The organism is Enterobacter sp. DN (assembly GCF_046054285.1).
Classification (GTDB): Bacteria; Pseudomonadota; Gammaproteobacteria; order Enterobacterales; family Enterobacteriaceae; genus Enterobacter; species Enterobacter hormaechei_C.
The window spans coordinates 66,875-87,507 of sequence record NZ_JBJJTG010000004.1 but is presented as its reverse complement, the minus strand read 5'-3'; the positions used below and the strand labels follow the sequence as shown (position 1 = coordinate 87,507).

The following is a 20,633-nucleotide window of genomic DNA, read 5'->3' as shown; positions in this document are numbered from 1 at the left end:
CCATGAACAAGAATGACGGAATGAACTACGCGCCAGTGGGCAAACCGCAGCCGGTGGTGCAGGCGGGTGAATTTGTATTTGCCGCCGCCGCGCTCGACCACGGCCATATCTATGGAATGTGTAATGGCCTGATTGAAGCAGGCGCCACGCTGAAGTGGGTTTACGATCCCGATCCGGCGAAAGTGGACACGTTTGTTCAGCAGTACCCGCAGGTGAAGGTGGCTGATTCCCTGGACGTTATTCTCGCCGATGACGACGTGCGCCTGGTGGCCGGGGCGGCCATCCCCTCCGAACGCTGTGCGCTGGGGCTGAAGGCGATGACGGCTGGCAAAGACTACTTCACGGACAAAGCGCCGCTCACCACCCTTGAACAGCTGGCAGACGCCAAAGCGATGGTGGAGAAAACCGGGAAAAAATACGCGGTCTACTACAGCGAGCGTCTGCACGTGGAAAGCGCGGTCTTTGCCGGGCAGCTGGTACAGCAGGGCGCCATTGGTCGCGTGGTGCAAACCCTGGGCATGGGGCCGCACCGGGAAGGGACTGGCCGCCCGGACTGGTTCTACGATCGTCGCTATTTCGGCGGCATCCTGTGCGACATCGGCAGCCACCAGATCGAGCAGTTTCTGTTTTATACCGGCAACCGCGACGCCACCGTGGTCGCCAGCCAGGTGCGCAACGTTAACCACCCGCAGTATCCCGCATTCGAAGATTTTGGCGACGCCATGCTCAAAGGAGAAAACGGCGCCAGCGGCTATTTCCGTTGCGACTGGTTCACTCCTGACGGGCTCTCCACCTGGGGCGATGGTCGCCTGACGCTGCTCGGTACCGACGGGTATATCGAGATCCGTAAATATGTCGATCTCACCCGGGGCGAGCAGGATGTCGTCTACCTCGTCAATAACGAGGGCGAGTTCCGCTATCCTGTGGCCGGGCAGGTTGGGTTCCCGTACTTTGGCGAACTGATCCTCGACTGCCTGCACCGCACCGAAAATGCTATGACTCAGGCGCATGCTTTCAAAGCTGCCGAACTGTGCGTGAAAGCACAAATGCTCGCAAACGCAGCTGACTAAGGAGACGACATGAACATCCTGAACACGGCGATTATCGGTGCCGGGGCTATTCACAGTTGCCATGTGAATGCCCTGAGGCAAATCCCCAATGTCGCGCTGCGCGCGCTGGTCGATATCGACAGCGTCAAAGGACTGAAGCTGGCGATGAACTATCAGTGCCGCTTTTATCAGGATTACCGGGAAATGCTGCTGGATGACAGCATCGACGTGGTGCATATCTGCACGCCCCACTTCGAGCACAAAAACATGATTCTGGCGGCGCTGGCCGCCGGGAAACATGTCTTTTGCGAAAAACCGGTGGGCATGAACAGCAGCGAGCTTGCCGACATTGCCTCTGCCGCCGCGCAGGCACCCGGCAGGCTCGGCGTCTGCTACCAGAACCGGCTCAATCCGACCAGCCTGCGCATTCGCAAGGAGCTGGCGGAAGGCGTACTGGGAAAGATGTTAAGTATCAAAGCTGTGCTGACCTGGTCCCGCTCGGGGGCGTATTACACGGAAAGCCCCTGGCGCGGGCAGCTGGCAACGGAAGGTGGAAGCCTGCTAATCAACCAGGCGATCCATACCCTCGATCTGATGCAGTGGTTTGCGGGTGGCGCCACGCGGCTGAAGGGGGTAGTCGACAGCGGCGAACTGGCTGACGTCACCCAAGGGGAAGACAGCGCGATGGCCACGCTTCACTTCACCAACGGTGCCCGCGGTCTGTTTTATGCCAGCAACTGCCACACCACGGATTCCCCCCTCTGTCTGGAGATCCACTGTGAGCGCGGCTCACTGCTGCTCAACGACAACACGCTCTGGCGCATAACGCCCGGCGAACGATTTCGCCTGGAAAGCGATGCCTCTCCTGATGGCACCGCAAAAAGTTACTGGGGATTAGGACACCAGCAGGCGATCCGCCGTTTTTATCACGCTATTCATCACCCGGAGAGTACGGATTTTACCGATATTTGTACCGCCGGAAAATCACTCAAGATTGTGGAGGCTTTTTATCGGTCATCTCAGTTAAGACAATGGATAGATATTAATAATTAGAACGTCACGTGTAGTCCAGCAGTGCAATAAAAATACAACCTCTACATCTACCCTACACTGGATATTATTATGGTTAAACCAACTGAACGCAGAGTGGGTTATGGCGTGGCGCTTGGCTACGGCATAACCGACCTCTTTGGCGGAGGCGCTTTCGCCATTATCGGCACCTGGCTGTTATTTTTTTACACCACCTATTGCGGATTATCCGTCGTGGAAGCCGGCTCTATATTTGCTATTGCCCGCGTCATTGACGCGGTATTAAGCCCGATAATGGGTTACATCACCGACAATTTCGGCGACACCTGGCTTGGGCGTAAATTTGGCCGTCGTCGTTTCTTCTTATTACTCAGCTCTCCCTTAATGTTCCTCTATGCTCTGCTGTGGCTGACGGACATGGGTTACTGGTATTACCTGGGCACCTATCTTTCCATCGAACTGCTTTCAGCGATGGTGCTGGTGCCGTGGGAAACCCTCGCCGCGGAGATGACCAACCGCTATGAAGAGCGCAGCCGCCTGTCGGGCGTACGGATGATCTGCTCGCAATTGGGCGGTTTTCTTGCGGTGTCGGTTCCGGGCGTGATTATGCAATTTACCGGCAAAGATAATTCCTTTACCTACACGCTAACCGGACTGATATTTTCCTGCGTCTTTTGCATCGCGGTATTTATTACCTGGTACAGCACCTGGGAAGCAAAAGATGTGCATCAGGAGTATGACTTCAAAGTTGATACCCAGCGCAGCAGCGGAGTAATTAATCACCTCAAATATCTGGTGCTGGATCTCTTCTCTTCTTTTCGTATTCGCGCTTTCCACCTGCATATTCTTATTTATATTTTCTCCTTCACCGCGATGGACGTATTTGGTTCAGTCTTTACCTATTACGTGGTGTATTGCCTGAGTCAGGATGCGGCAGCAGTGTCCGGCTGGCTAAGTATTGCGGCTTTTGCCTCCGTGCCCGGCACGTACGGATTTATGCTGTTACTCAACAGGCTGAACATGACCCCTTCCGCCGCACTGCGCCTTTCGTATAGCTGCATTTTCCTGGTGCTGGCATTCCTGTTTACGGTTTATCTCACCAAAACAGAGGTGCCAACGCTGCTGTTCTCCGCCGTCTTCATCCTGCTGGGTGCAGCCCGTTCCGGCCTCTATTACATTCCGTGGAATATTTATAGCTTTATTCCGGATATCGACGAGATCGTCACGCAGCAACGCCGGGAAGGCATTTTCGCTGGCGTAATGGTGTTGACCCGCAAAAGCACCGTCGCCATTGCGATTATGATTATCGGCCTGGTGTTGCAGGAGTCCGGTTTTGTGAAAGGCAGTGGCGCACAGCCTGAAAGCGCGCTGGGAGCAATAATTGGCCTGATGATTTTTGCCACCGCCGCGCTGCTGGCAGTGAGCTTCTTCGCGACCTACAAATTTAAGCTGACCCGCGAGACGCATAAGGTGCTGCTCAAGGAGATCGCGCGTCGGAAGCTCGGTGGCGACTATCGCGACTGCGACGCCAGCACCCGCGTGGTCATCAAACAGCTGACAGGCTATGAGTACGATCAGGTCTGGGGCGGCGATGCCACACGCCTGGCTGTGGGCGAAAACTTATCCATCGTGAAATAGCCCTTCTCGCCGGATCGGCTCCGTGCCGGTCCGGCTTTTTTTGCCGAAAACGTGACCTCTGGCAGGTTTACACGTCTTTACGCTATACTACCGCTGAAATAATCGGCTCAACGCTACGAGCTGAGTTCAATGTGTCTTCACACGAATGGTATCAACTCCCCTTCTGAGGATCTGGCGAGAAGCCGGATAAACTATGTTAAACAGTATTTTAGTAATACTTTGTCTTATTGCCGTCAGTGCATTTTTCTCAATATCGGAGATCTCGCTGGCTGCCTCCCGTAAAATCAAACTGAAGCTGCTTGCTGACGAGGGCAACATCAACGCAACACGCATTCTGAAAATGCAGGAAAACCCCGGCATGTTCTTTACCGTGGTGCAGATTGGCCTGAACGCGGTCGCCATCCTTGGCGGTATCGTGGGCGATGCAGCGTTTTCTCCGGCGTTTTATAGCCTCTTTGTTAAGTACATGTCCGTAGAGCTGGCCGAGCAGTTGAGCTTCATCCTCTCCTTCTCCCTGGTCACCGGCTTGTTCATTTTATTCGCGGACCTGACCCCGAAACGCATCGGTATGATTGCGCCAGAAGCTGTGGCTTTGCGTATCATCAACCCGATGCGCTTCTGCCTGTATGTCTTCCGTCCGCTGGTGTGGTTCTTTAACGGCCTGGCGAACGTCATTTTCCGCATCTTCAAGCTGCCGATGGTGCGTAAAGACGACATCACCTCCGACGATATTTATGCGGTGGTGGAAGCCGGGGCGCTGGCAGGCGTGCTGCGTAAGCAGGAGCACGAGCTGATTGAGAACGTTTTCGAACTGGAATCCCGTACCGTGCCGTCCTCCATGACCGGCCGTGAAAACATCATCTGGTTCGATCTGCATGAAGACGAGCAGAGCCTGAAGACCAAAGTGGCGCAGCATCCGCACTCCAAGTTCCTGGTCTGTAACGAAGATATCGACCATATCATCGGCTATGTGGACTCCAAAGACCTGCTGAACCGCGTGCTGGCAAACCAGAGCCTGGCGCTGAACAGCGGCGTGCAGATCCGCAACACCCTGATAGTGCCGGACACCCTGACGCTCTCCGAAGCGCTGGAAAGTTTCAAAACCGCCGGGGAAGACTTCGCGGTGATCATGAACGAATACGCGCTGGTGGTGGGCATTATCACCCTCAACGACGTTATGACGACCCTGATGGGCGACCTGGTCGGCCAGGGGCTGGAAGAGCAAATTGTGCAGCGTGATGAGAACTCATGGCTCATCGATGGCGGTACGCCGATTGAAGACGTCATGCGCGTACTCGACATCGACGAGTTCCCGCAGTCAGGCAACTACGAGACCATCGGCGGCTTTATGATGTTTATGCTGCGTAAAATCCCGAAACGCACCGACTCGGTGAAGTTCTCCGGCTTCAAGTTTGAAGTGGTGGATATTGATAACTACCGCATCGACCAGCTGCTGGTAACGCGTATTGATAGCAAACCGACCGTGCTGGTGCCGAAACTGCCGGATGCCGAAGAGAAGGTGTCGGCGTAATCCTTTGTATGCCCCACAAACATCAACGGCTCCCATCGGGAGCCGTCTTTTTAACTACTACTGCATAGCACGTTGGTTAAGCCATCTCAGTTTGCAGACGCATAACCTGACGGTTGACTTCGGACATCACAGACAAGTGCTGTTTGTCCTTCACTTTTGGGATAAGGATTTTGCCCTTATCGAACTCAAAAGCGCCAACATCCTTGATGTACAACCGTCCACGGAACAGGATCTTCACGTACTTCGCCACCTGAAGCGGGTTGTAGCGTTGGAAAATTTTCATTCTTGTATCTCCTGCGAATCATACGCTCTTGCGGTGCCACAATCGGCCCGACTGTCCTGAGCGCAAATTTTGATGCCCAATGACTATAGACCAGAACCTCGTACTTACCCAGTGTGCATAAGTTTATTTACCGTTTGATTACAATTATTCAGAATAATCTTTGCAAAGCGTGATACAGCGCAGTATATGCCGTCGTTTTTACATGGATATGTGCGTTCGCCCGCAAACTGGCATCGGGATTGCGGGAAAAGCCGATTGATCGCACTTATGATTAAAAGCGCATGACCAAGTGGTCGGATCACCTGCTAACAATAAGGAAACACCATGACCCTACGTAACCTCCTGGCAGCAGCTTGCCTGTTGCTGCCGCTGATGGCTTCCGCACACAACATTGAAAAAGGACAACGTGTCCCGCCGGTCGGCATTGCTGACCGGGGAGAATTGATTCTCGACAATGATAAGTTTAGCTATAAAGCCTGGAATAGCGCGCAGCTTGCGGGCAAAGTGAGAGTTGTACAACATATTGCCGGACGTACATCCGCTAAAGAGAAAAATGCCACCCTCGTGGAAGCGATCAAAGCCGCAAAACTCCCGCACGATCGCTACCAGACCACCACCATCGTGAACACCGACGACGCGATTCCCGGCTCCGGGATGTTTGTACGCTCAAGCCTTGAGAGCAATAAGAAGCTCTATCCCTGGTCGCAGTTTATTGTCGACAGCAACGGCGTGACGCGTAAGGCGTGGCAGCTGGAAGAAGAGAGTTCAGCGATTGTCGTGCTGGACAAAAACGGTCGCGTACAGTGGGTTAAAGACGGCGCGCTGACGCAGGATGAGGTGCAGCAGGTGGTTGCCCTGCTGCATAAGCTACTGACTCAGTAAAGTGATACCCGGAAGCCCGGATTCAGGAATGACTCGCGCGGGGTGTAGTCCAGTGGCTTACCCTGCCAGTCATGCACATGCGCGCCAGCCGCCGCCGCCACCGCATGCCCTGCCGCCGTATCCCAGACGTTCGTCGGCCCGAAACGGGGGTACAGCTGCGCCTGCCCTTCCGCCACCAGACAGAACTTCAGCGACGAGCCAATCGACGTCGTCTGGTGTTCACCCAGCTGTTGCAGATACTCCTCCAGCTCGCTGTCACTGTGCGAGCGGCTGATCACCACCAGCGGAGGACGAGCATCACGCACCTGGATCTGCTTACGCACGCCGCACTCTTCCTTCCAGGCTTTACCTTCCGCCGCGCTGTACATTACTTTCATCACCGGGGCGTAAACCACGCCAAGCACCGCTTTTCCTTTTTCAATCAGGGCGATGTTGACGGTGAATTCACCGTTACGCTTGATAAACTCTTTCGTGCCGTCCAGCGGGTCGACAAGCCAGTAACGCTGCCAGTGCTGACGTTCATCCCAGCTCTGGGGCGCTTCTTCAGAAAGGACCGGAATATCCGGCGTCAGGGCCTGCAAACCTTTCAGGATCACCGCATGCGCCGCGATATCCGCCGCCGTCACCGGGGAGTCATCCGCTTTGCTGACAACATCCATCGGTTTCGCACCGTCGTACACCTGCATAATGGCATCACCCGCATCCCGTGCGAGCTGACAAATTTTATCTAACATTCTCCACCTCTTCGTTAACGCAGTGGGCATAACTTATTGTTTTAGTTATATCGTAATGTGAACAATTCCGCTATCTGTGAAGCAATTCTGGTTTCAGCGCCCTTTTTTCTGGCAGCATTCACACTTCTGTAAGCAACAAATACTACATACATATTCTTTTGTGGCTTGGATCGAAAAAAGGACTCCTCAGATGATTAAGTTTAGCGCAACGCTCCTGGCAACGCTGATTGCGGCAAGCGTTCAGGCAGCGACGGTGGATCTCCGTATTCTGGAAACCACCGATCTGCACAGCAATATGATGGACTTCGATTACTACAAAGATACCCCTACGGAAAAATTCGGACTGGTACGCACGGCAAGTTTGATCAACGCCGCCCGCGGTGAAGTGAAAAACAGCGTGCTGGTCGATAACGGGGACTTAATTCAGGGCAGCCCGCTCGGCGACTACATGGCGGTGAAGGGGCTGAAAAAAGGCGAGATCCATCCTGTTTATAAGGCAATGAATACGCTGGACTATGCCGTCGGCAACCTGGGCAACCACGAATTTAACTACGGCCTGAAATACCTGCACGACGCGCTGGCAGGAGCGAAATTCCCGTACGTTAACGCCAATATCATCGACGTTATGACGAAGAAGCCGCTCTTCACCCCTTATCTGATTAAAGAGACCGAGGTTTTCGACCAGGACGGTAAAAAACAGACGCTGAAAATCGGCTATATCGGTTTTGTGCCGCCGCAGATCATGACGTGGGATAAAGCCAACCTCGACGGGAAAGTGACCGTCAACGACATTACCGAAACCGCGCGCAAATACGTGCCGGAGATGCGGGCGAAAGGGGCGGATGTGGTCGTCGTCGTGGCGCACTCTGGCCTCTCGGCCGACCCGTATCAGGTGATGGCTGAGAATTCCGTGTACTATCTCAGCCAGGTGCCGGGCGTGGATGCGATCCTGTTTGGTCACGCCCACGCCGTCTTCCCGGGCAAAGATTTCGTTGCTATCAAAGGCGCGGACATCGAAAAAGGGACGCTCAACGGTGTGCCATCGGTAATGCCGGGCATGTGGGGCGACCACCTTGGCGTGGTGGATCTGGTGCTGAATAACGACAGCGGAAGCTGGAAAGTCACGCAGTCGAAAGCGGAAGCGCGTCCGATCTACGACGCAGCGGCCAAAAAATCTCTGGCAGGGGAAGATAAAAAGCTGGTCGACGTCCTGAAGCATGACCACGACGCGACGCGTGAATTTGTCAGCAAGCCGATCGGTAAATCCGCTGATAACATGTACAGCTTCCTCGCGCTGGTACAGGATGACCCGACCGTGCAGGTAGTCAACATGGCGCAGAAAGCCTATGCGGAGCACTATATTCAGGGCGATCCGGATCTGGCAAATCTGCCGGTACTGTCTGCCGCGGCGCCATTCAAAGTGGGCGGACGTAAGAACGATCCGGCCAGCTACGTTGAGGTGGAGAAAGGCCAGCTGACCTTCCGTAATGCCGCCGATCTCTACCTCTATCCCAACACCCTCGTGGTGGTGAAAGCCACCGGGAAAGAGGTGAAGGAGTGGCTGGAGTGCTCTGCCGGGCAGTTCAATCAGATCGATCCGCACAACAGCAAACCGCAGTCACTGATTAACTGGGACGGTTTCCGCACCTACAACTTCGACGTGATCGACGGCGTGGAATATCAGATTGACGTTACCCAGCCCGCGAAATATGACGGCGAATGTCAGGCCATTAATCCGCAGGCAGAACGCATCAAAAACCTGACCTTCAACGGCAAAGCGATTGATCCGAATGCCACTTTCCTGGTGGTGACTAACAACTACCGCGCCTATGGCGGTAAGTTTGCCGGTACGGGTGACAGCCACATCGCCTTTGCCTCGCCGGATGAGAACCGTTCGGTGCTGGCGGCGTGGATCAGCGCGGAGTCGAAAAAGACGGGTGAAATTCATCCGGCGGTGGATAACAACTGGCGTCTGGCGCCGATCCACAGCGACACGAAGCTGGATATTCGCTTTGAGACATCTCCGTCCGATAAAGCAGCCGCGTTTATCAAGGATAAGGCGCAGTATCCGATGCAAAAGGTCGCGACGGATGATATTGGGTTCGCGATTTATCAGGTGGATTTGAGCAGGTAAAAGCAAAACGGCAACGCTCGTTGCCGTTTTTGGTGTTTGTTCCCTCTCCCCGTGGGCTGAAGGTTCCCCAGTAATTTGAAAGCAAAAGCGATAACGTTGCCTCAGAATAACTGAGGGCTTTCAGCGATGCCTCGGTCCGGCTGTAAATCGCTGAGGCGTTTCCTGTAGGCCGGGGCGAGGCGCAGGGATGCGCCGAGAGGGCGGGCTTTACAGGGATGTTACCTCCGCCCGTCCCCGATAAGCCGGAAGGAATGAGCCGAAGGCACCGCGAAGCGGCGATTTTCCGCCGGAAGCCCGGGTCGCCAGGGTGGTGGCGACTGAGCCACCCTGGCACGTTCACCGCTCATGTCGTGACAGAGTAGCAAGGAACATAACGTGAACGGAATGACCACCAGAGCCGTATGTTCCCCCTCACCCCAGCCCTCTCCCTCAAGGGAGAGGGGGCCGTCTGTGCAGGCATTATTTTGTGGGGAACCCTCAGCCCCGTGGGAGAGGGTCAGGGCGAGGGCATCAGGCCGCACATACCCGGCGTTTACGCCGCACGCTCGTCCCTATTCGCCAGCACCTGCGGTGTATTAACCTCAATCCAGTCGGCCAGCGCAGCCACCTTCTCGCTCACCTCCCGCCCCAGCGGCGTCAGGCTATACTCCACATGCGGCGGCACGACCGGATACGACACGCGATCGACAAACCCGTCATGTTCCAGCGCCTGTAAAGACTGAGCCAGCATCTTCTCGCTGACGCCGCCCATCTTGCGGCGCAGATCGCTGAAGCGATGCGTCCCCTGACGTAACGCCACCAGGATCAGCACGCCCCAGCGGCTGGTTACGTGTTTGAGCACCTCCCGTGACGGGCACTGTTCCGCAAAGAGGTTGCCATCGCGCATTTGCTCGCTGAGCGTTGGTATTGTTGTTTTCATACTTACCTTTTTGTGCGTACTTACTAAAAGTTAGTTATGGTGATAGTGTGCCACAACACCAGACAAACACGAAGGAGATTCATCATGATCGCGATTACCGGCGCAACCGGCCAGCTTGGCCAACACGTTATTGAAGAACTGCTGAAAACCGTTCCGGCCAGCCAGATCGTGGCTATTGTGCGTAACCCGGCGAAAGCCGAAGCGTTGCGTCAGCAAGGGGTCGTTGTGCGTCAGGCGGATTACACCGATGAAGCCGCATTTACCACCGCGCTGAACGGCGTGGATAAACTGCTGCTCATCTCCTCCAGCGAAGTGGGCCAGCGTGCCGTACAGCACCAGAACGTGATAAACGCCGCCAAAGCCGCCGGGGTGAAATTCATCGCCTATACCAGCCTGCTGCATGCTGACAAATCTCCGCTGGGTCTGCACGTTGAGCACGTCGAAACCGAAAATGCCCTGGCGGCCTCCGGCGTGCCTTACGCCCTGCTGCGCAACGGCTGGTACACCGAAAACTACCTGGCAAGCGCGCCGCCAGCGCTGGAACACGGCGTATTTATGGGTGCCGCAGGCGAAGGCAAAATTGCCTCTGCGACCCGTGCGGATTACGCGGCGGCGGCAGCGAAAGTGATTTCTGAAGAGGGGCATGCCGGTAAGGTGTATGAACTGGCGGGTGATAATGCCTGGACGCTGAGCGAACTGGCTGCCGAGCTGAGCAAGCAGAGCGGTAAGCCGGTAACGTATCAGAACCTCAGCGAAGCCGATTTCGCCGCTGCGCTGAAGGGCGTTGGTCTGCCTGCCGGGCTGGCGGAGATGCTGGCGGATTCCGATACCGGCGCGTCCAAAGGCGGCCTGTTCGACGACAGCCGTACCCTGAGCAAACTGATCGGCCGCCCAACCACATCGCTGGCGGAAAGCGTCAAAGCCATCCTGTAGTTGTTAAAAATTGGTTATTTTTTGTAGCATCCCCTCGGGTCATCTCTGATAATGAAGCGATGACCCACAAGGAGGCTCACCGTGCAAGGCGTACCGGAACAGTTCACTGATGAGAGAGACAGCGCGCGCTTTCGCCATCTGGCGCAGCTGCCGGGCCTGGAGCTTTATCACGCCCATATCTCTGACTACGCCTTTGAGCCTCACACTCATGAAGCCTTCGGTATCGGCACCATCGAAACCGGTGCCGAACGCTTCCGCTATCGCGGTACCCAGCATCTTGCCGCGGAAAAATCCGTCGTGACCATGAACCCGGACGAGATCCACACAGGGGAATCCGCCACCGAAGGCGGCTGGCGCTACCGGATGGTCTACATCGAACCCGACCTGCTGGAAGAGGTCACCGGCCTGCGTCACTGGTGGTTTAATGACGTCACGCGCCACGACCCTTTGCGCTCGCAGCAGATTGGCCGGTTAATTTACGGCCTGTGGCACACCAACGATCCGCTGGCGCAGAAGGGGCTGCTACTGGATTTGATTCAGACTTTTCAGCCACTGGCCCATCATGCGCCGGTGGTGCAGGAGGCCGCGCACCGCTTCGAACGCGTTCGCGACTATCTGCACGACAACTATATGCGCTCGCTGACCCTGGACGAGCTGGCTAACGTTGTCTCGCTCAGCCCGTACCATTTTCAGCGCCAGTTCAAAGCCCATTTCCACGTTACGCCCCACCAGATGCTGATGGCCATCCGCCTGTGGCGCGCAAAAGCATTCCTCACCCACGGCATGCCTGCCGCCGAGGTGGCCGCCGCGACCGGGCTGACCGATCAGTCGCATTTAACCCGCGCCTTCACCCGTCGCTACGGCATCACGCCCGTGCGCTACCAGAAACAGGTTATGCCGCGCTAATGCGCAACCTCATACAATACGCGCGCGTTTTGCCCTCCTACACTGATCGCAAAGTGAATCAAGATGGATGGAAAAATGATTAGCGGCGTGTTGTATGCCCTGCTTGCGGGTTTGATGTGGGGGCTGATTTTTGTCGGCCCGCTGATTGTGCCGGAGTACCCGGCAATTTTGCAGTCGACCGGACGTTACCTGGCGCTGGGGCTGATTGCCGTGCCGCTGGCGTGGCTGGGGCGCGCGCGTCTGCGTCAGCTGGGCCGCAAGGACTGGCTCACCGCGCTGGCGCTGACCATGATGGGTAATCTGATCTACTACGTCTGTCTGGCGAGCGCCATTCAGCGCACCGGTGCGCCGGTGTCCACCATGATTATCGGCACGCTGCCGGTGGTCATCCCGGTTTTCGCGAACCTGCTTTACAGCCAGCGTGACGGCAAACTGGCGTGGTCAAAAATGGCGCCCGCTCTGGTCTGCATCGCTGTGGGGCTGGTGTGCGTGAATATTGCCGAGCTTCGCCACGGCCTTGAAAACTTCAGCTTGTGGCGTTACGGTTCAGGGATCTTTCTGGCGTTTATCTCGGTTGTCTGTTGGGCCTGGTATGCCCTGCGCAACGCACGCTGGCTGCGGGAAAACCCGGATAAACATCCGATGATGTGGGCGACGGCGCAGGCGCTGGTCACCCTCCCTGTCTCGTTGCTGGGCTATGTGGGCGCGTGTGTCTGGCTGGGTAGCCAGCAACCGGCATTTACCCTGCCCTTCGGACCGCGCCCGTGGATATTCATCGGGTTAATGGTCACCATTGCCGTACTCTGTTCGTGGGTGGGCGCGCTGTGCTGGAACATTGCCAGCCAGAAGCTGCCGACGGTGATACTGGGGCCGCTGATTGTCTTTGAGACACTGGCAGGGCTGTTCTATACCTTCCTGATGCGTCAGAGCGTGCCGCCGCTGCTAACGGCCTGCGGGATCGCGCTGCTGGTCGTTGGGGTGGTGATTGCGGTGAGAGCGAAGCCGGAAAAACCGAGGGTCGTTCCGGCGTCGGAGGGGTGAGCTTTTCGCCCAGCGGCACTTCGCTTGCAGGGCCTACAAAACCGTAGGCCGGGTAAGCGTCAGCGCCACCCGGCACAGTATCAGAACGTTTCCCAGTTCGCTTCAGACGCCGCCGCGACGGGCTGCGCTTTAGGTGCATAGGTCTTTACCGGCGCGGCTTTCACCGCCTGGTTGCGGGTGATCTTAAACACCGCCACCGCGTCGTTCAGGCGTGCAGCCTGATCTTCCAGCGCCGCCGCTGCCGCCGCAGACTCTTCCACCAGCGAGGCGTTCTGCTGGGTGACGCGATCCATCTCCGCCACCGCCTGACCCACCTGGTCGATACCGCGGCTCTGTTCGTCGGAGGCCGACGCAATCTCACCCATGATGTCCGTCACGCGCGTAACCGCATTGACGATCTCCGCCATCGTCGCGCCCGCTTCATTTACCAGCTGAGAACCCGCGTTGACGCGTTCGCCGGAATCATCGATCAGCGCTTTGATCTCTTTCGCCGCCTGCGCGCTGCGCTGGGCAAGGGTACGCACCTCGCCCGCGACAACCGCGAAGCCACGTCCCTGCTCGCCCGCGCGCGCCGCTTCTACCGCCGCGTTCAGCGCCAGAATATTGGTCTGGAAAGCAATGCCGTCGATCACGTTAGTAATTTGCGCGATTTTGCTGGAACTGGTGGCGATTTCGTCCATGGTGCGCACAACGCCCTCGACCACGTTACCGCCCTTCTTCGCGGTGGAGGAGGCGTCCAGCGCCAGACGCGACGCCTGACGCGCGTTATCGGCGTTTTGCTTCACGGTGGCGGTTAACTGTTCCATGCTGGCTGCCGTCTCTTCCAGAGAAGCGGCCTGTTGCTCGGTACGAGAGGAGAGATCGTTGCTGCCCGCCGAGATTTCACCCGCGCCGGTGTAGATGGTATCTGCGCCTTCACGCACCACGCCCACCGTGTTGGCCAGCGCAGTCTGCATCTCCTGAACGTTGCGCGCCAGGGTCGCCATTTCATTTTTACCCTCAGCCTGAATCGGCTGGGTTAAATCCCCTGCGGCAATGGCGCGGATATGGTTGATCACCTCTTCCAGCGGCAGCAGCAGCACGCGGCGCATCGCAACCCAGCTGGAAATAATCACCGCGATCACCAGCAGCATCACCGCAGAGAGGATCCACAGAATGCGTTTGTAGTCGCTTTCATTGTCCCGGATCCCTTTGGCGGTCAGCGCGGCCTGCGCCTCACGCCACTCGCGATAAACCTTTTGCATCGCGGTCTGCTTCTGTTCGGCATTTTGTTTGAACATATCTTCCAGATTGCCCTGCCCCAGCAGAACGTTCATTTGCGTCAGCGTGGCGGAGTAGACGCGGTACTGCTCTTCCAGACGATCGGCCAGGTGCTCGTCCATACCCGGCGTTTCCGGCAGCGCGTAGTATTTATCGTAATGGGTCTGGGCATCGGCCAGCAGGTTTTTCGCGGTATTGACCAGCTCGTTCAGCTGCCCGCCGTTAATCTGCGACGCCATGCTGCTTTGCAGGCGCAGCATGCCGCGGTTGAGGGTGACGCGCGCCTGGTTCAGGCTGATCCAGGCGTCGGTAAACTCCGCGACGTTCTGGCTGGAAAGCTGAGAAACGGTGAAGTTCTCTTTATCGTTATTGAGCGCATTAATGAAAATGCCAGCGGAGATCAGCTGCATGATGCCGAGCACAAGCAGCACCGAAATCAAAAGAGTAATGACTTTTATACGTTTAAACATGCGTTGCCTTTTTTATATACAGGTATTGTCTGACCTGTATCTATCGGCACGCGCGGCAGGTTGTTTACTGTTTCTCCACCTTTAAAAACTTTCGAAAGCCCTTTTCTGCATTCAATCAGCAAGTTAAAAGCACGCTTTTTTTGTGATCCCCTTCTCATTTTCACCCTTGCCTCTAAAGGGTTATAGTATCCACCTAAAGATGCATTTAAAATGCATCTTATATTTCTGATGATGAGGTAACTGCTATGGCCTTCCGCGACCAACCCTTAGGCGAGCTGGCGCTCTCCATCCCTCGCGCTTCTGCGCTGTTCCGTAAATACGATATGGATTACTGCTGCGGTGGTAAGCAAACGCTGGCGCGCGCAGCGTCGCGTAAAGAGCTGGATGTGGAGGCTATCGAAGCGGAGCTGGCTCAGCTGGCTGAACAGCCCGTCGACAAAGACTGGCGCACCGCGCCGCTGGCTGAAATCATCGACCACATCATTGTGCGTTACCACGACCGTCACCGCGAGCAGCTGCCGGAGCTGATTTTACAGGCGACCAAAGTTGAACGCGTTCATGCCGATAAACCTTCCGTACCGCGCGGCCTGGCGAAATACCTGACCATGCTGCACGAAGAACTTTCCAGCCACATGATGAAAGAGGAGCAGATCCTCTTCCCGATGATCAAACAGGGCATGGGCAGCCAGGCAATGGGGCCCATCAGTGTGATGGAAAGCGAACATGATGACGCCGGCGAACTGCTGGAAGTGATCAAACACACCACCAACAACGTCACACCGCCGCCAGAAGCGTGCACCACCTGGAAAGCCATGTACAACGGCATTAACGAGATGATCGACGACCTGATGGAACACATTAGTCTTGAGAATAACGTTCTGTTCCCGCGTGCATTATCGGGTAAATAAAAAAGCCCGGTGGCGCTAGCGCTTACCGGGCCTACAACATCCGCGAACGTAGGCCGGGTAAGCGTCAGCGCCACCCGGCAACATGCTTAGCGCATGCCCGCCATACGTTTCTTACCGATAAACAGCCAGCCAAGCCCCAGCGCGATAAACCACAGCGGCGTGACCATCAGCGCCTGTCGGGTATCTTCTTCCAGCGTCAGCAGCACCAGCACGAAGACGAAGAACGCCATGCACACCCAGCACATCAGCTTGCCCAGCGGCATCTTGTAGATCGACTTCTCATGCAGGTGTGGACGCTGCTTGCGGTACACCAGGTACGAGCAGAGGATGATGGTCCAGACGAACATAAACAGGATCGCCGACACCGTAGTGATCATGGTGAACGCGCCGATTACGCTCGGGTTGACGTAGAGCATCACCACACCACCCAGCAGACAGATGCAGGAGAAGGTCAGCCCTTTCGCCGGTACCGCGCGTTTAGACAGTTTGGCAAAGGCGCCCGGAGCAACGCCCTCCTGCGCCAGACCGAACAGCATACGGCTGGTGGAGAAGACGCCGCTGTTCGCGGAAGAGGCCGCAGAGGTCAGCACCACGAAGTTAATCAGGCTCGCGGCAGCAGGCAGCCCCACCAGCACGAACAGCTCGACGAACGGGCTCTTGGTTGGCACCACCGAGCTCCATGGCGTCACGGACATAATGACGATCAGCGCGAACACGTAGAACATGATGATACGCAGCGGAATGGAGTTGATCGCGCGCGGCAGGGATTTCTCCGGATCTTTGGTTTCCGCCGCCGTGGTACCGACCAGCTCAATCCCGACAAACGCAAACACCGCAATCTGGAAGCCGGCAAAGAAGCCGCTGATACCTTTCGGGAACCAGCCGCCGTCATTCCACAGATGGGCAAACGAGGCCTGTACGCCGGTTGGCGACTGGAAGTGCGTCAGCACCATCACCAGCCCGACGACAATCAGCGCGATGATGGCGACGATTTTGATCATCGCGAACCAGAACTCCATCTCACCGAACATTTTAACGGTGGCGAGGTTCAGGCTCAGCAGCAGAACAATCACCGCCAGCGAAGCCACCCAGTCCGACAGGCCGGGGAACCAGAATTGGGCGTAGGCCGTAATAGCGACAACATCCGCCATGCCGGTAACCACCCAGCAGAACCAGTAGGTCCAGCCGGTAAAATAGCCCGCCCACGGGCCGAGCAGGTCTGACGCGAAGTCGCTGAAGGATTTGTATTCGAGATTCGAGAGCAGCAATTCACCCATTGCACGCATCACGAAAAAGAGCATAAAACCGATGATCATATAAACGAAGATGATCGACGGGCCGGCAAGACTGATGGTTTTGCCCGAGCCCATAAACAGCCCGGTGCCGATGGCTCCGCCAATGGCAATAAGCTGAATGTGACGGTTCGTGAGATTTCGCCGTAGCGACTGTTCAGACGTCGCCTCTTCTGCGGCGGCGACTTTGACCTGATCTACCATGTGATATTTTCCTGTTTATGCCTGTCTGTGTTGTTAAGGCTCTTCTGGCCTTTATTTACGCCAAATAAATGACGGCCCCTGTGTAAGGACTAATCGATAGTAGGTAAGAATCGGCGGGATGAATACTATGATTTGAATATTATGTTAATAATATGTTGAAAGTGAGTGTCATATCACTCATACAGCGCGAAACAGCTCACAAAAATACACGTAACAGTTTCGTTTGCAATACAAAATGTTGATTCCGTCGTAACTCCGGGTTTTATCGCTATTTTCCTCTCCCCGATCGGAGAGAGGAAAATAAGAAAAACCGATTACAGGATTTCCAGCAGCTCGACTTCAAACACCAGGGTGCTGAATGGCGGAATGGACGCGCCAGCGCCACGCTCGCCGTAAGCCAGGTTGTGCGGGATAGTCAGTTCCCATTTGGAACCTACTGGCATCAGGGTCAGGGCTTCGATCCAGCCTGCGATAACGCCGTTGACCGGGAACTCAGCCGGTTCGCCACGCGCGACGGAGCTGTCGAACACGGTACCGTCGATCAGCTTACCGGTGTAGTGTACGCGAACGTGGTCGGTACGCGCCGGGATTGCGCCATCGCCCTGATTGATTACGCGGAACTGCAAGCCGGACTCGGTGCTGTTCACGCCTTCACGCTCACGGTTCTCTTCCAGATATTTCACGCCTTCTGCCGCCATCTCTTCGAAACGCGCGCGACGTACGGCGTCAGCACGTTCGTGGATTTCACGCAGCGCACGGTGCACAACGTCAACCGGCACAGCGGGCTGCTTGCCTTCCAGCGCGTCAGCGATACCCGCCACCAGCGCTTCCGGTAACAGACCTTCCAGGCCGGATTCGCTCAGCTGCTGTCCTACCTGCAAGCCGATGCCGTAGCTTGCCTGCGCTTCGATAGTGTCAAAAGTCGGGGTGGTCATGGGTTTTCCTTCCATCACATTTAAAGTAGCGGGCAGCATATCAGCCATGCCCTTATGGGTAAAACTTTGTCTTAAGTAAAGGTGACAAACTGCGACGAAACGGAAACAATAGTAGCCGTCAGGATTTTCCCTAATATATGTCACGAAAGCTGGCTTTGTTACGCCCATCAGGCAGTTAGCAAACTACACTTCTCAGGACAGGATAAAAAGACGCGGAGCAGGAGGAGAGCCATGCCCGGGCGATTTGAACTGAAACCTACCCTGGCGAAAATCTGGCATGCGCCGGATAACTTTCGCATCATGGACCCGCTGCCGCCTTTGCACCGCAGAGGCATTATTATCGGCGCGTTGCTGATTGTCATCGGCTTCCTGCTTCCTTCCGGCAGTGACAACGTTGATACCGCGCCGGTCAGCCGGAATGCAGAGCTGGATATCCAGTCGCAAAGCCAGCCGCAGCCTGATTCACAGCCGATGCAGACGCAGCTGGTCACACCGTCTAACGATCCGGGCCAGGTTGCGCCGGTTGAACCTGAACCTGTTCAGGAAGATCAGGAGCAGGCCGCCGCCCCTTCAGAGCCACAGGCGCAACAGCCCACCGGCATTGAGCAGCAGTGGCGTTCGTATCGCGTAGAGCCAGGGAAAACTCTTGCCCAGTTGTTCCGCGACCACAATCTGCCAGCAACGGATGTGTATGCCATGGCGCAAGTCGAGGGGGCAGGCAAACCGCTCAGCAACCTGCAAAATGGTCAGATGGTGCAGATCCGCCAGAATGCCAGCGGGGTGGTGACCGGGCTAACGATCGATACCGGAAACGGGCAGCAGGTACTGTTTACCCGACAGCCGGACGGCAGTTTCATCAGAGCACGTTAATGACCCAGGCCGGGTAAGGCGAAGCCGCCGCCCGGCACTTGTGTTCTCAGGCACGCCGTTTATTCACCCACCAGATCCCCGAGCAGACCAGCACCAGCGCAATCGCGTATTTGATGTCCAGAATGTTTTCGCCGAGGAAGATGGCCGAGAGCACCGTCCCTGCTACAGGTATGACAAAGTTGAACGGGGCAATCATACTCACGCGGTTTACTTTCAGCAGCGCGCTCCACAGGGCGAACGCCACGGATGAGAGCAGCGTCAGATACCCCAGCACGGCGACGGCTTTCATGCTGTGCACCTCCAGCGTCCCGCCCATGGCATAGCCTCCCGCAACCAGTGCCGCCCCACCTATCCCCAGCTGCCAGCCAGTCATCACCGTCGGGTCAACGGTCTGGGAAATGCGTTTCCCGTAAAGCGTGGCCGCAGAGAGAATAAAGGCGGCCAGCACCACAAATCCGTCACCTTTCCAGACAAACTGGAACTCACTTAACCCGCTGTGGAAGTTCACCAGCATCACCCCGGCAAAGCCCAGAACACACCCCAGCGTTTTGTTATAGCTGAGTTTGTCGTTGTGGTAGATAAAGTGCGCCAGCAGCACGCTGAAGAAGGTCCCGGTGGCATTCATGATGGAGCCGTTCACCCCGGTCGTGTAGGCCAGGCCGATATAAAAGAAGGTGTACTGGAGGGAGGTCTGGGTCAGTCCGAGGATCGTGAGCTGGCCAAACTGCGTGGGCGTGAGCCTGCCAATCGGTTTTCGCTGGGCCAGGGCAAAAAGCAGCAGCAACGCGCCGGCAAACAGAAAACGGTATCCGGCAAAGACGACTTTGGAGGGGATATCATCGGTCGCGATCTGAAAGAGTTCGTAGCCACTTTTAATGGCCGGGTACGAGCTTCCCCAAAGCAGACAGCAGAGCGTGGCGCAGGCATAGGCCACATTTCGACGGGCAAAGACGGGCGTGGGCAGAGCAGTATCCATGACAAATCTCATAAATAAAATTGCGTTTCAATTTATTATCAGAGAATGCGTCAGGAATAGCGACCTTACAAGAGCAAAAGATGATGCAGGGTCACGCTAAAAAGCAAAACGCCGGCACAAGGCCGGCGCTTCGACGCGAGCAGAGTAAAAAATTACTCAGCTACTACGTTAACAACCAGTTTAGCGAACACTTCGCTGTGAACCTGGAAGTCAACTTCGTGCTCACCAGTGGTACGCAGAACGCCGTTCGGCATACGAACTTCGCTCTTAGCCACTTTAACGCCTGCCGCAGTAACTGCATCAGCGATATCGCGGGTACCGATGGAACCGAACAGTTTACCTTCGTCGCCAGCTTTAGACGCGATAGTAACGGTGCCCAGTGCGTTGATTGCTTCAGCGCGAGCGTTAGCAGCCGCCAGAACGTCAGCCAGTTTGGCTTCCAGTTCAGCACGACGTGCTTCGAAAAACTCTACGTTTTTCTTAGTAGCTGGAACAGCTTTACCCTGTGGAACCAGGAAGTTACGAGCGTAACCCGCTTTAACGTTTACCTGATCACCCAGGCTGCCCAGGTTTGCTACTTTATCAAGCAGAATAACTTGCATTACCTTATCCTCTTAAAGTCGTATTAATGGACCGTGC

19 protein-coding genes are annotated in these 20,633 nt (G+C 56.0%); 11 read left to right on the top strand and 8 right to left on the bottom strand.

All coding sequences use genetic code 11. The features are described 5' to 3' along the window. Positions 1-2 precede the first annotated feature (2 nt). The 4 genes from ACJTMZ_RS11310 (at position 3) to ACJTMZ_RS11295 (ending at position 5,247) form a co-directional block, all read left to right on the top strand. Positions 3-1,070: a Gfo/Idh/MocA family protein gene (locus ACJTMZ_RS11310; RefSeq protein WP_032103139.1), complete on the top strand. Its 1,068-nt coding sequence runs from the start codon at positions 3-5 to the stop codon at positions 1,068-1,070. 9 nt (positions 1,071-1,079) lie between these two features. Then, positions 1,080-2,102 (top strand): Gfo/Idh/MocA family protein, encoded by a 1,023-nt coding sequence (locus ACJTMZ_RS11305; protein ID WP_045907035.1) that lies wholly within the window; start codon positions 1,080-1,082, stop codon positions 2,100-2,102. Between the two features lie 69 nt (positions 2,103-2,171). Next, positions 2,172-3,716, top strand: a complete 1,545-nt coding sequence (locus tag ACJTMZ_RS11300; RefSeq protein WP_408626920.1) for an MFS transporter — start codon at positions 2,172-2,174, stop codon at positions 3,714-3,716. 193 nt (positions 3,717-3,909) lie between these two features. Then, complete coding sequence (locus ACJTMZ_RS11295; RefSeq protein WP_252010775.1) at positions 3,910-5,247, top strand: CNNM domain-containing protein; 1,338 nt, start codon at positions 3,910-3,912, stop codon at positions 5,245-5,247. A gap of 76 nt (positions 5,248-5,323) precedes the next feature. Here the strand turns inward: ACJTMZ_RS11295 and ACJTMZ_RS11290 are convergent, their stop codons facing one another. Next, on the bottom strand, positions 5,324-5,530 hold the full coding sequence (locus ACJTMZ_RS11290; RefSeq protein ID WP_003856054.1) for a DUF1107 domain-containing protein: 207 nt from the start codon (positions 5,528-5,530) through the stop codon (positions 5,324-5,326). 324 nt (positions 5,531-5,854) lie between these two features. Between ACJTMZ_RS11290 and ACJTMZ_RS11285 the strand changes: the two genes are divergently transcribed. Further along, entirely contained in the window at positions 5,855-6,412 is a 558-nt protein-coding gene (locus ACJTMZ_RS11285) for a YtfJ family protein (RefSeq protein WP_017383934.1), read from the top strand. On the opposite strand, the gene cysQ is transcribed toward ACJTMZ_RS11285, so the two are convergent. Beyond that, positions 6,406-7,146, bottom strand: a complete 741-nt coding sequence (cysQ, locus tag ACJTMZ_RS11280) for a 3'(2'),5'-bisphosphate nucleotidase CysQ (protein ID WP_015572488.1) — start codon at positions 7,144-7,146, stop codon at positions 6,406-6,408. The two genes, ACJTMZ_RS11285 and cysQ, sit on opposite strands and share 7 nt — an antisense overlap. A 190-nt stretch (positions 7,147-7,336) precedes the next feature. Here cysQ and ACJTMZ_RS11275 point away from each other — a divergent pair, with 190 nt between their 5' ends. Continuing rightward, entirely contained in the window at positions 7,337-9,280 is a 1,944-nt protein-coding gene (locus tag ACJTMZ_RS11275; protein WP_252010774.1) for a bifunctional 2',3'-cyclic-nucleotide 2'-phosphodiesterase/3'-nucleotidase, read from the top strand. A 532-nt stretch (positions 9,281-9,812) separates the two neighbouring features. Here the strand turns inward: ACJTMZ_RS11275 and ACJTMZ_RS11270 are convergent. Next, positions 9,813-10,199, bottom strand: a complete 387-nt coding sequence (locus ACJTMZ_RS11270; protein ID WP_045911364.1) for a helix-turn-helix domain-containing protein — start codon at positions 10,197-10,199, stop codon at positions 9,813-9,815. A gap of 84 nt (positions 10,200-10,283) precedes the next feature. On the opposite strand from ACJTMZ_RS11270, the gene ACJTMZ_RS11265 reads away from it, so the two are divergent. From ACJTMZ_RS11265 to ACJTMZ_RS11255, 3 genes are all read left to right on the top strand, one after another. Continuing rightward, positions 10,284-11,132 (top strand): SDR family oxidoreductase, encoded by an 849-nt coding sequence (locus ACJTMZ_RS11265; RefSeq protein WP_017383937.1) that lies wholly within the window; start codon positions 10,284-10,286, stop codon positions 11,130-11,132. An 81-nt stretch (positions 11,133-11,213) separates the two neighbouring features. Continuing rightward, the gene (locus tag ACJTMZ_RS11260; protein WP_017694662.1) at positions 11,214-12,038 is read left to right on the top strand and encodes an AraC family transcriptional regulator; all 825 of its coding nucleotides are present in this window, start codon (positions 11,214-11,216) and stop codon (positions 12,036-12,038) included. A gap of 75 nt (positions 12,039-12,113) precedes the next feature. Next, complete coding sequence (locus ACJTMZ_RS11255) at positions 12,114-13,079, top strand: EamA family transporter (RefSeq protein WP_252010812.1); 966 nt, start codon at positions 12,114-12,116, stop codon at positions 13,077-13,079. Positions 13,080-13,159: 80 nt separating this feature from the next. On the opposite strand, the gene ACJTMZ_RS11250 is transcribed toward ACJTMZ_RS11255, so the two are convergent. Next, the gene (locus ACJTMZ_RS11250) at positions 13,160-14,809 is read right to left on the bottom strand and encodes a methyl-accepting chemotaxis protein (protein ID WP_193042258.1); all 1,650 of its coding nucleotides are present in this window, start codon (positions 14,807-14,809) and stop codon (positions 13,160-13,162) included. Between the two features lie 245 nt (positions 14,810-15,054). Here ACJTMZ_RS11250 and ytfE point away from each other — a divergent pair, with 245 nt between their 5' ends. Further along, the gene (gene ytfE / locus ACJTMZ_RS11245) at positions 15,055-15,717 is read left to right on the top strand and encodes an iron-sulfur cluster repair protein YtfE (protein WP_015572484.1); all 663 of its coding nucleotides are present in this window, start codon (positions 15,055-15,057) and stop codon (positions 15,715-15,717) included. Positions 15,718-15,803: 86 nt separating this feature from the next. Here ytfE and cycA read toward each other — a convergent pair whose 3' ends face one another. Further along, a complete protein-coding gene (gene cycA, locus ACJTMZ_RS11240) occupies positions 15,804-17,213 on the bottom strand; it encodes a D-serine/D-alanine/glycine transporter (protein WP_047364843.1) in 1,410 nt (469 codons plus the stop codon). Positions 17,214-17,527: 314 nt separating this feature from the next. Continuing rightward, on the bottom strand, positions 17,528-18,148 hold the full coding sequence (gene fklB, locus ACJTMZ_RS11235; RefSeq protein WP_008502892.1) for an FKBP-type peptidyl-prolyl cis-trans isomerase: 621 nt from the start codon (positions 18,146-18,148) through the stop codon (positions 17,528-17,530). 231 nt (positions 18,149-18,379) lie between these two features. On the opposite strand from fklB, the gene ACJTMZ_RS11230 reads away from it, so the two are divergent. Continuing rightward, entirely contained in the window at positions 18,380-19,018 is a 639-nt protein-coding gene (locus ACJTMZ_RS11230; protein WP_015572481.1) for an OapA family protein, read from the top strand. Positions 19,019-19,064: 46 nt separating this feature from the next. Here the strand turns inward: ACJTMZ_RS11230 and ACJTMZ_RS11225 are convergent, their stop codons facing one another. Both ACJTMZ_RS11225 and rplI read right to left on the bottom strand, forming a co-directional pair. Then, positions 19,065-19,994 carry an EamA family transporter gene (locus ACJTMZ_RS11225; protein WP_252010773.1) on the bottom strand — a complete coding sequence of 310 codons (930 nt, stop codon included), beginning with the start codon at positions 19,992-19,994 and terminating at the stop codon, positions 19,065-19,067. 152 nt (positions 19,995-20,146) lie between these two features. Further along, positions 20,147-20,596: a 50S ribosomal protein L9 gene (gene rplI, locus ACJTMZ_RS11220; RefSeq protein WP_006810372.1), complete on the bottom strand. Its 450-nt coding sequence runs from the start codon at positions 20,594-20,596 to the stop codon at positions 20,147-20,149. Positions 20,597-20,633 lie beyond the last annotated feature (37 nt).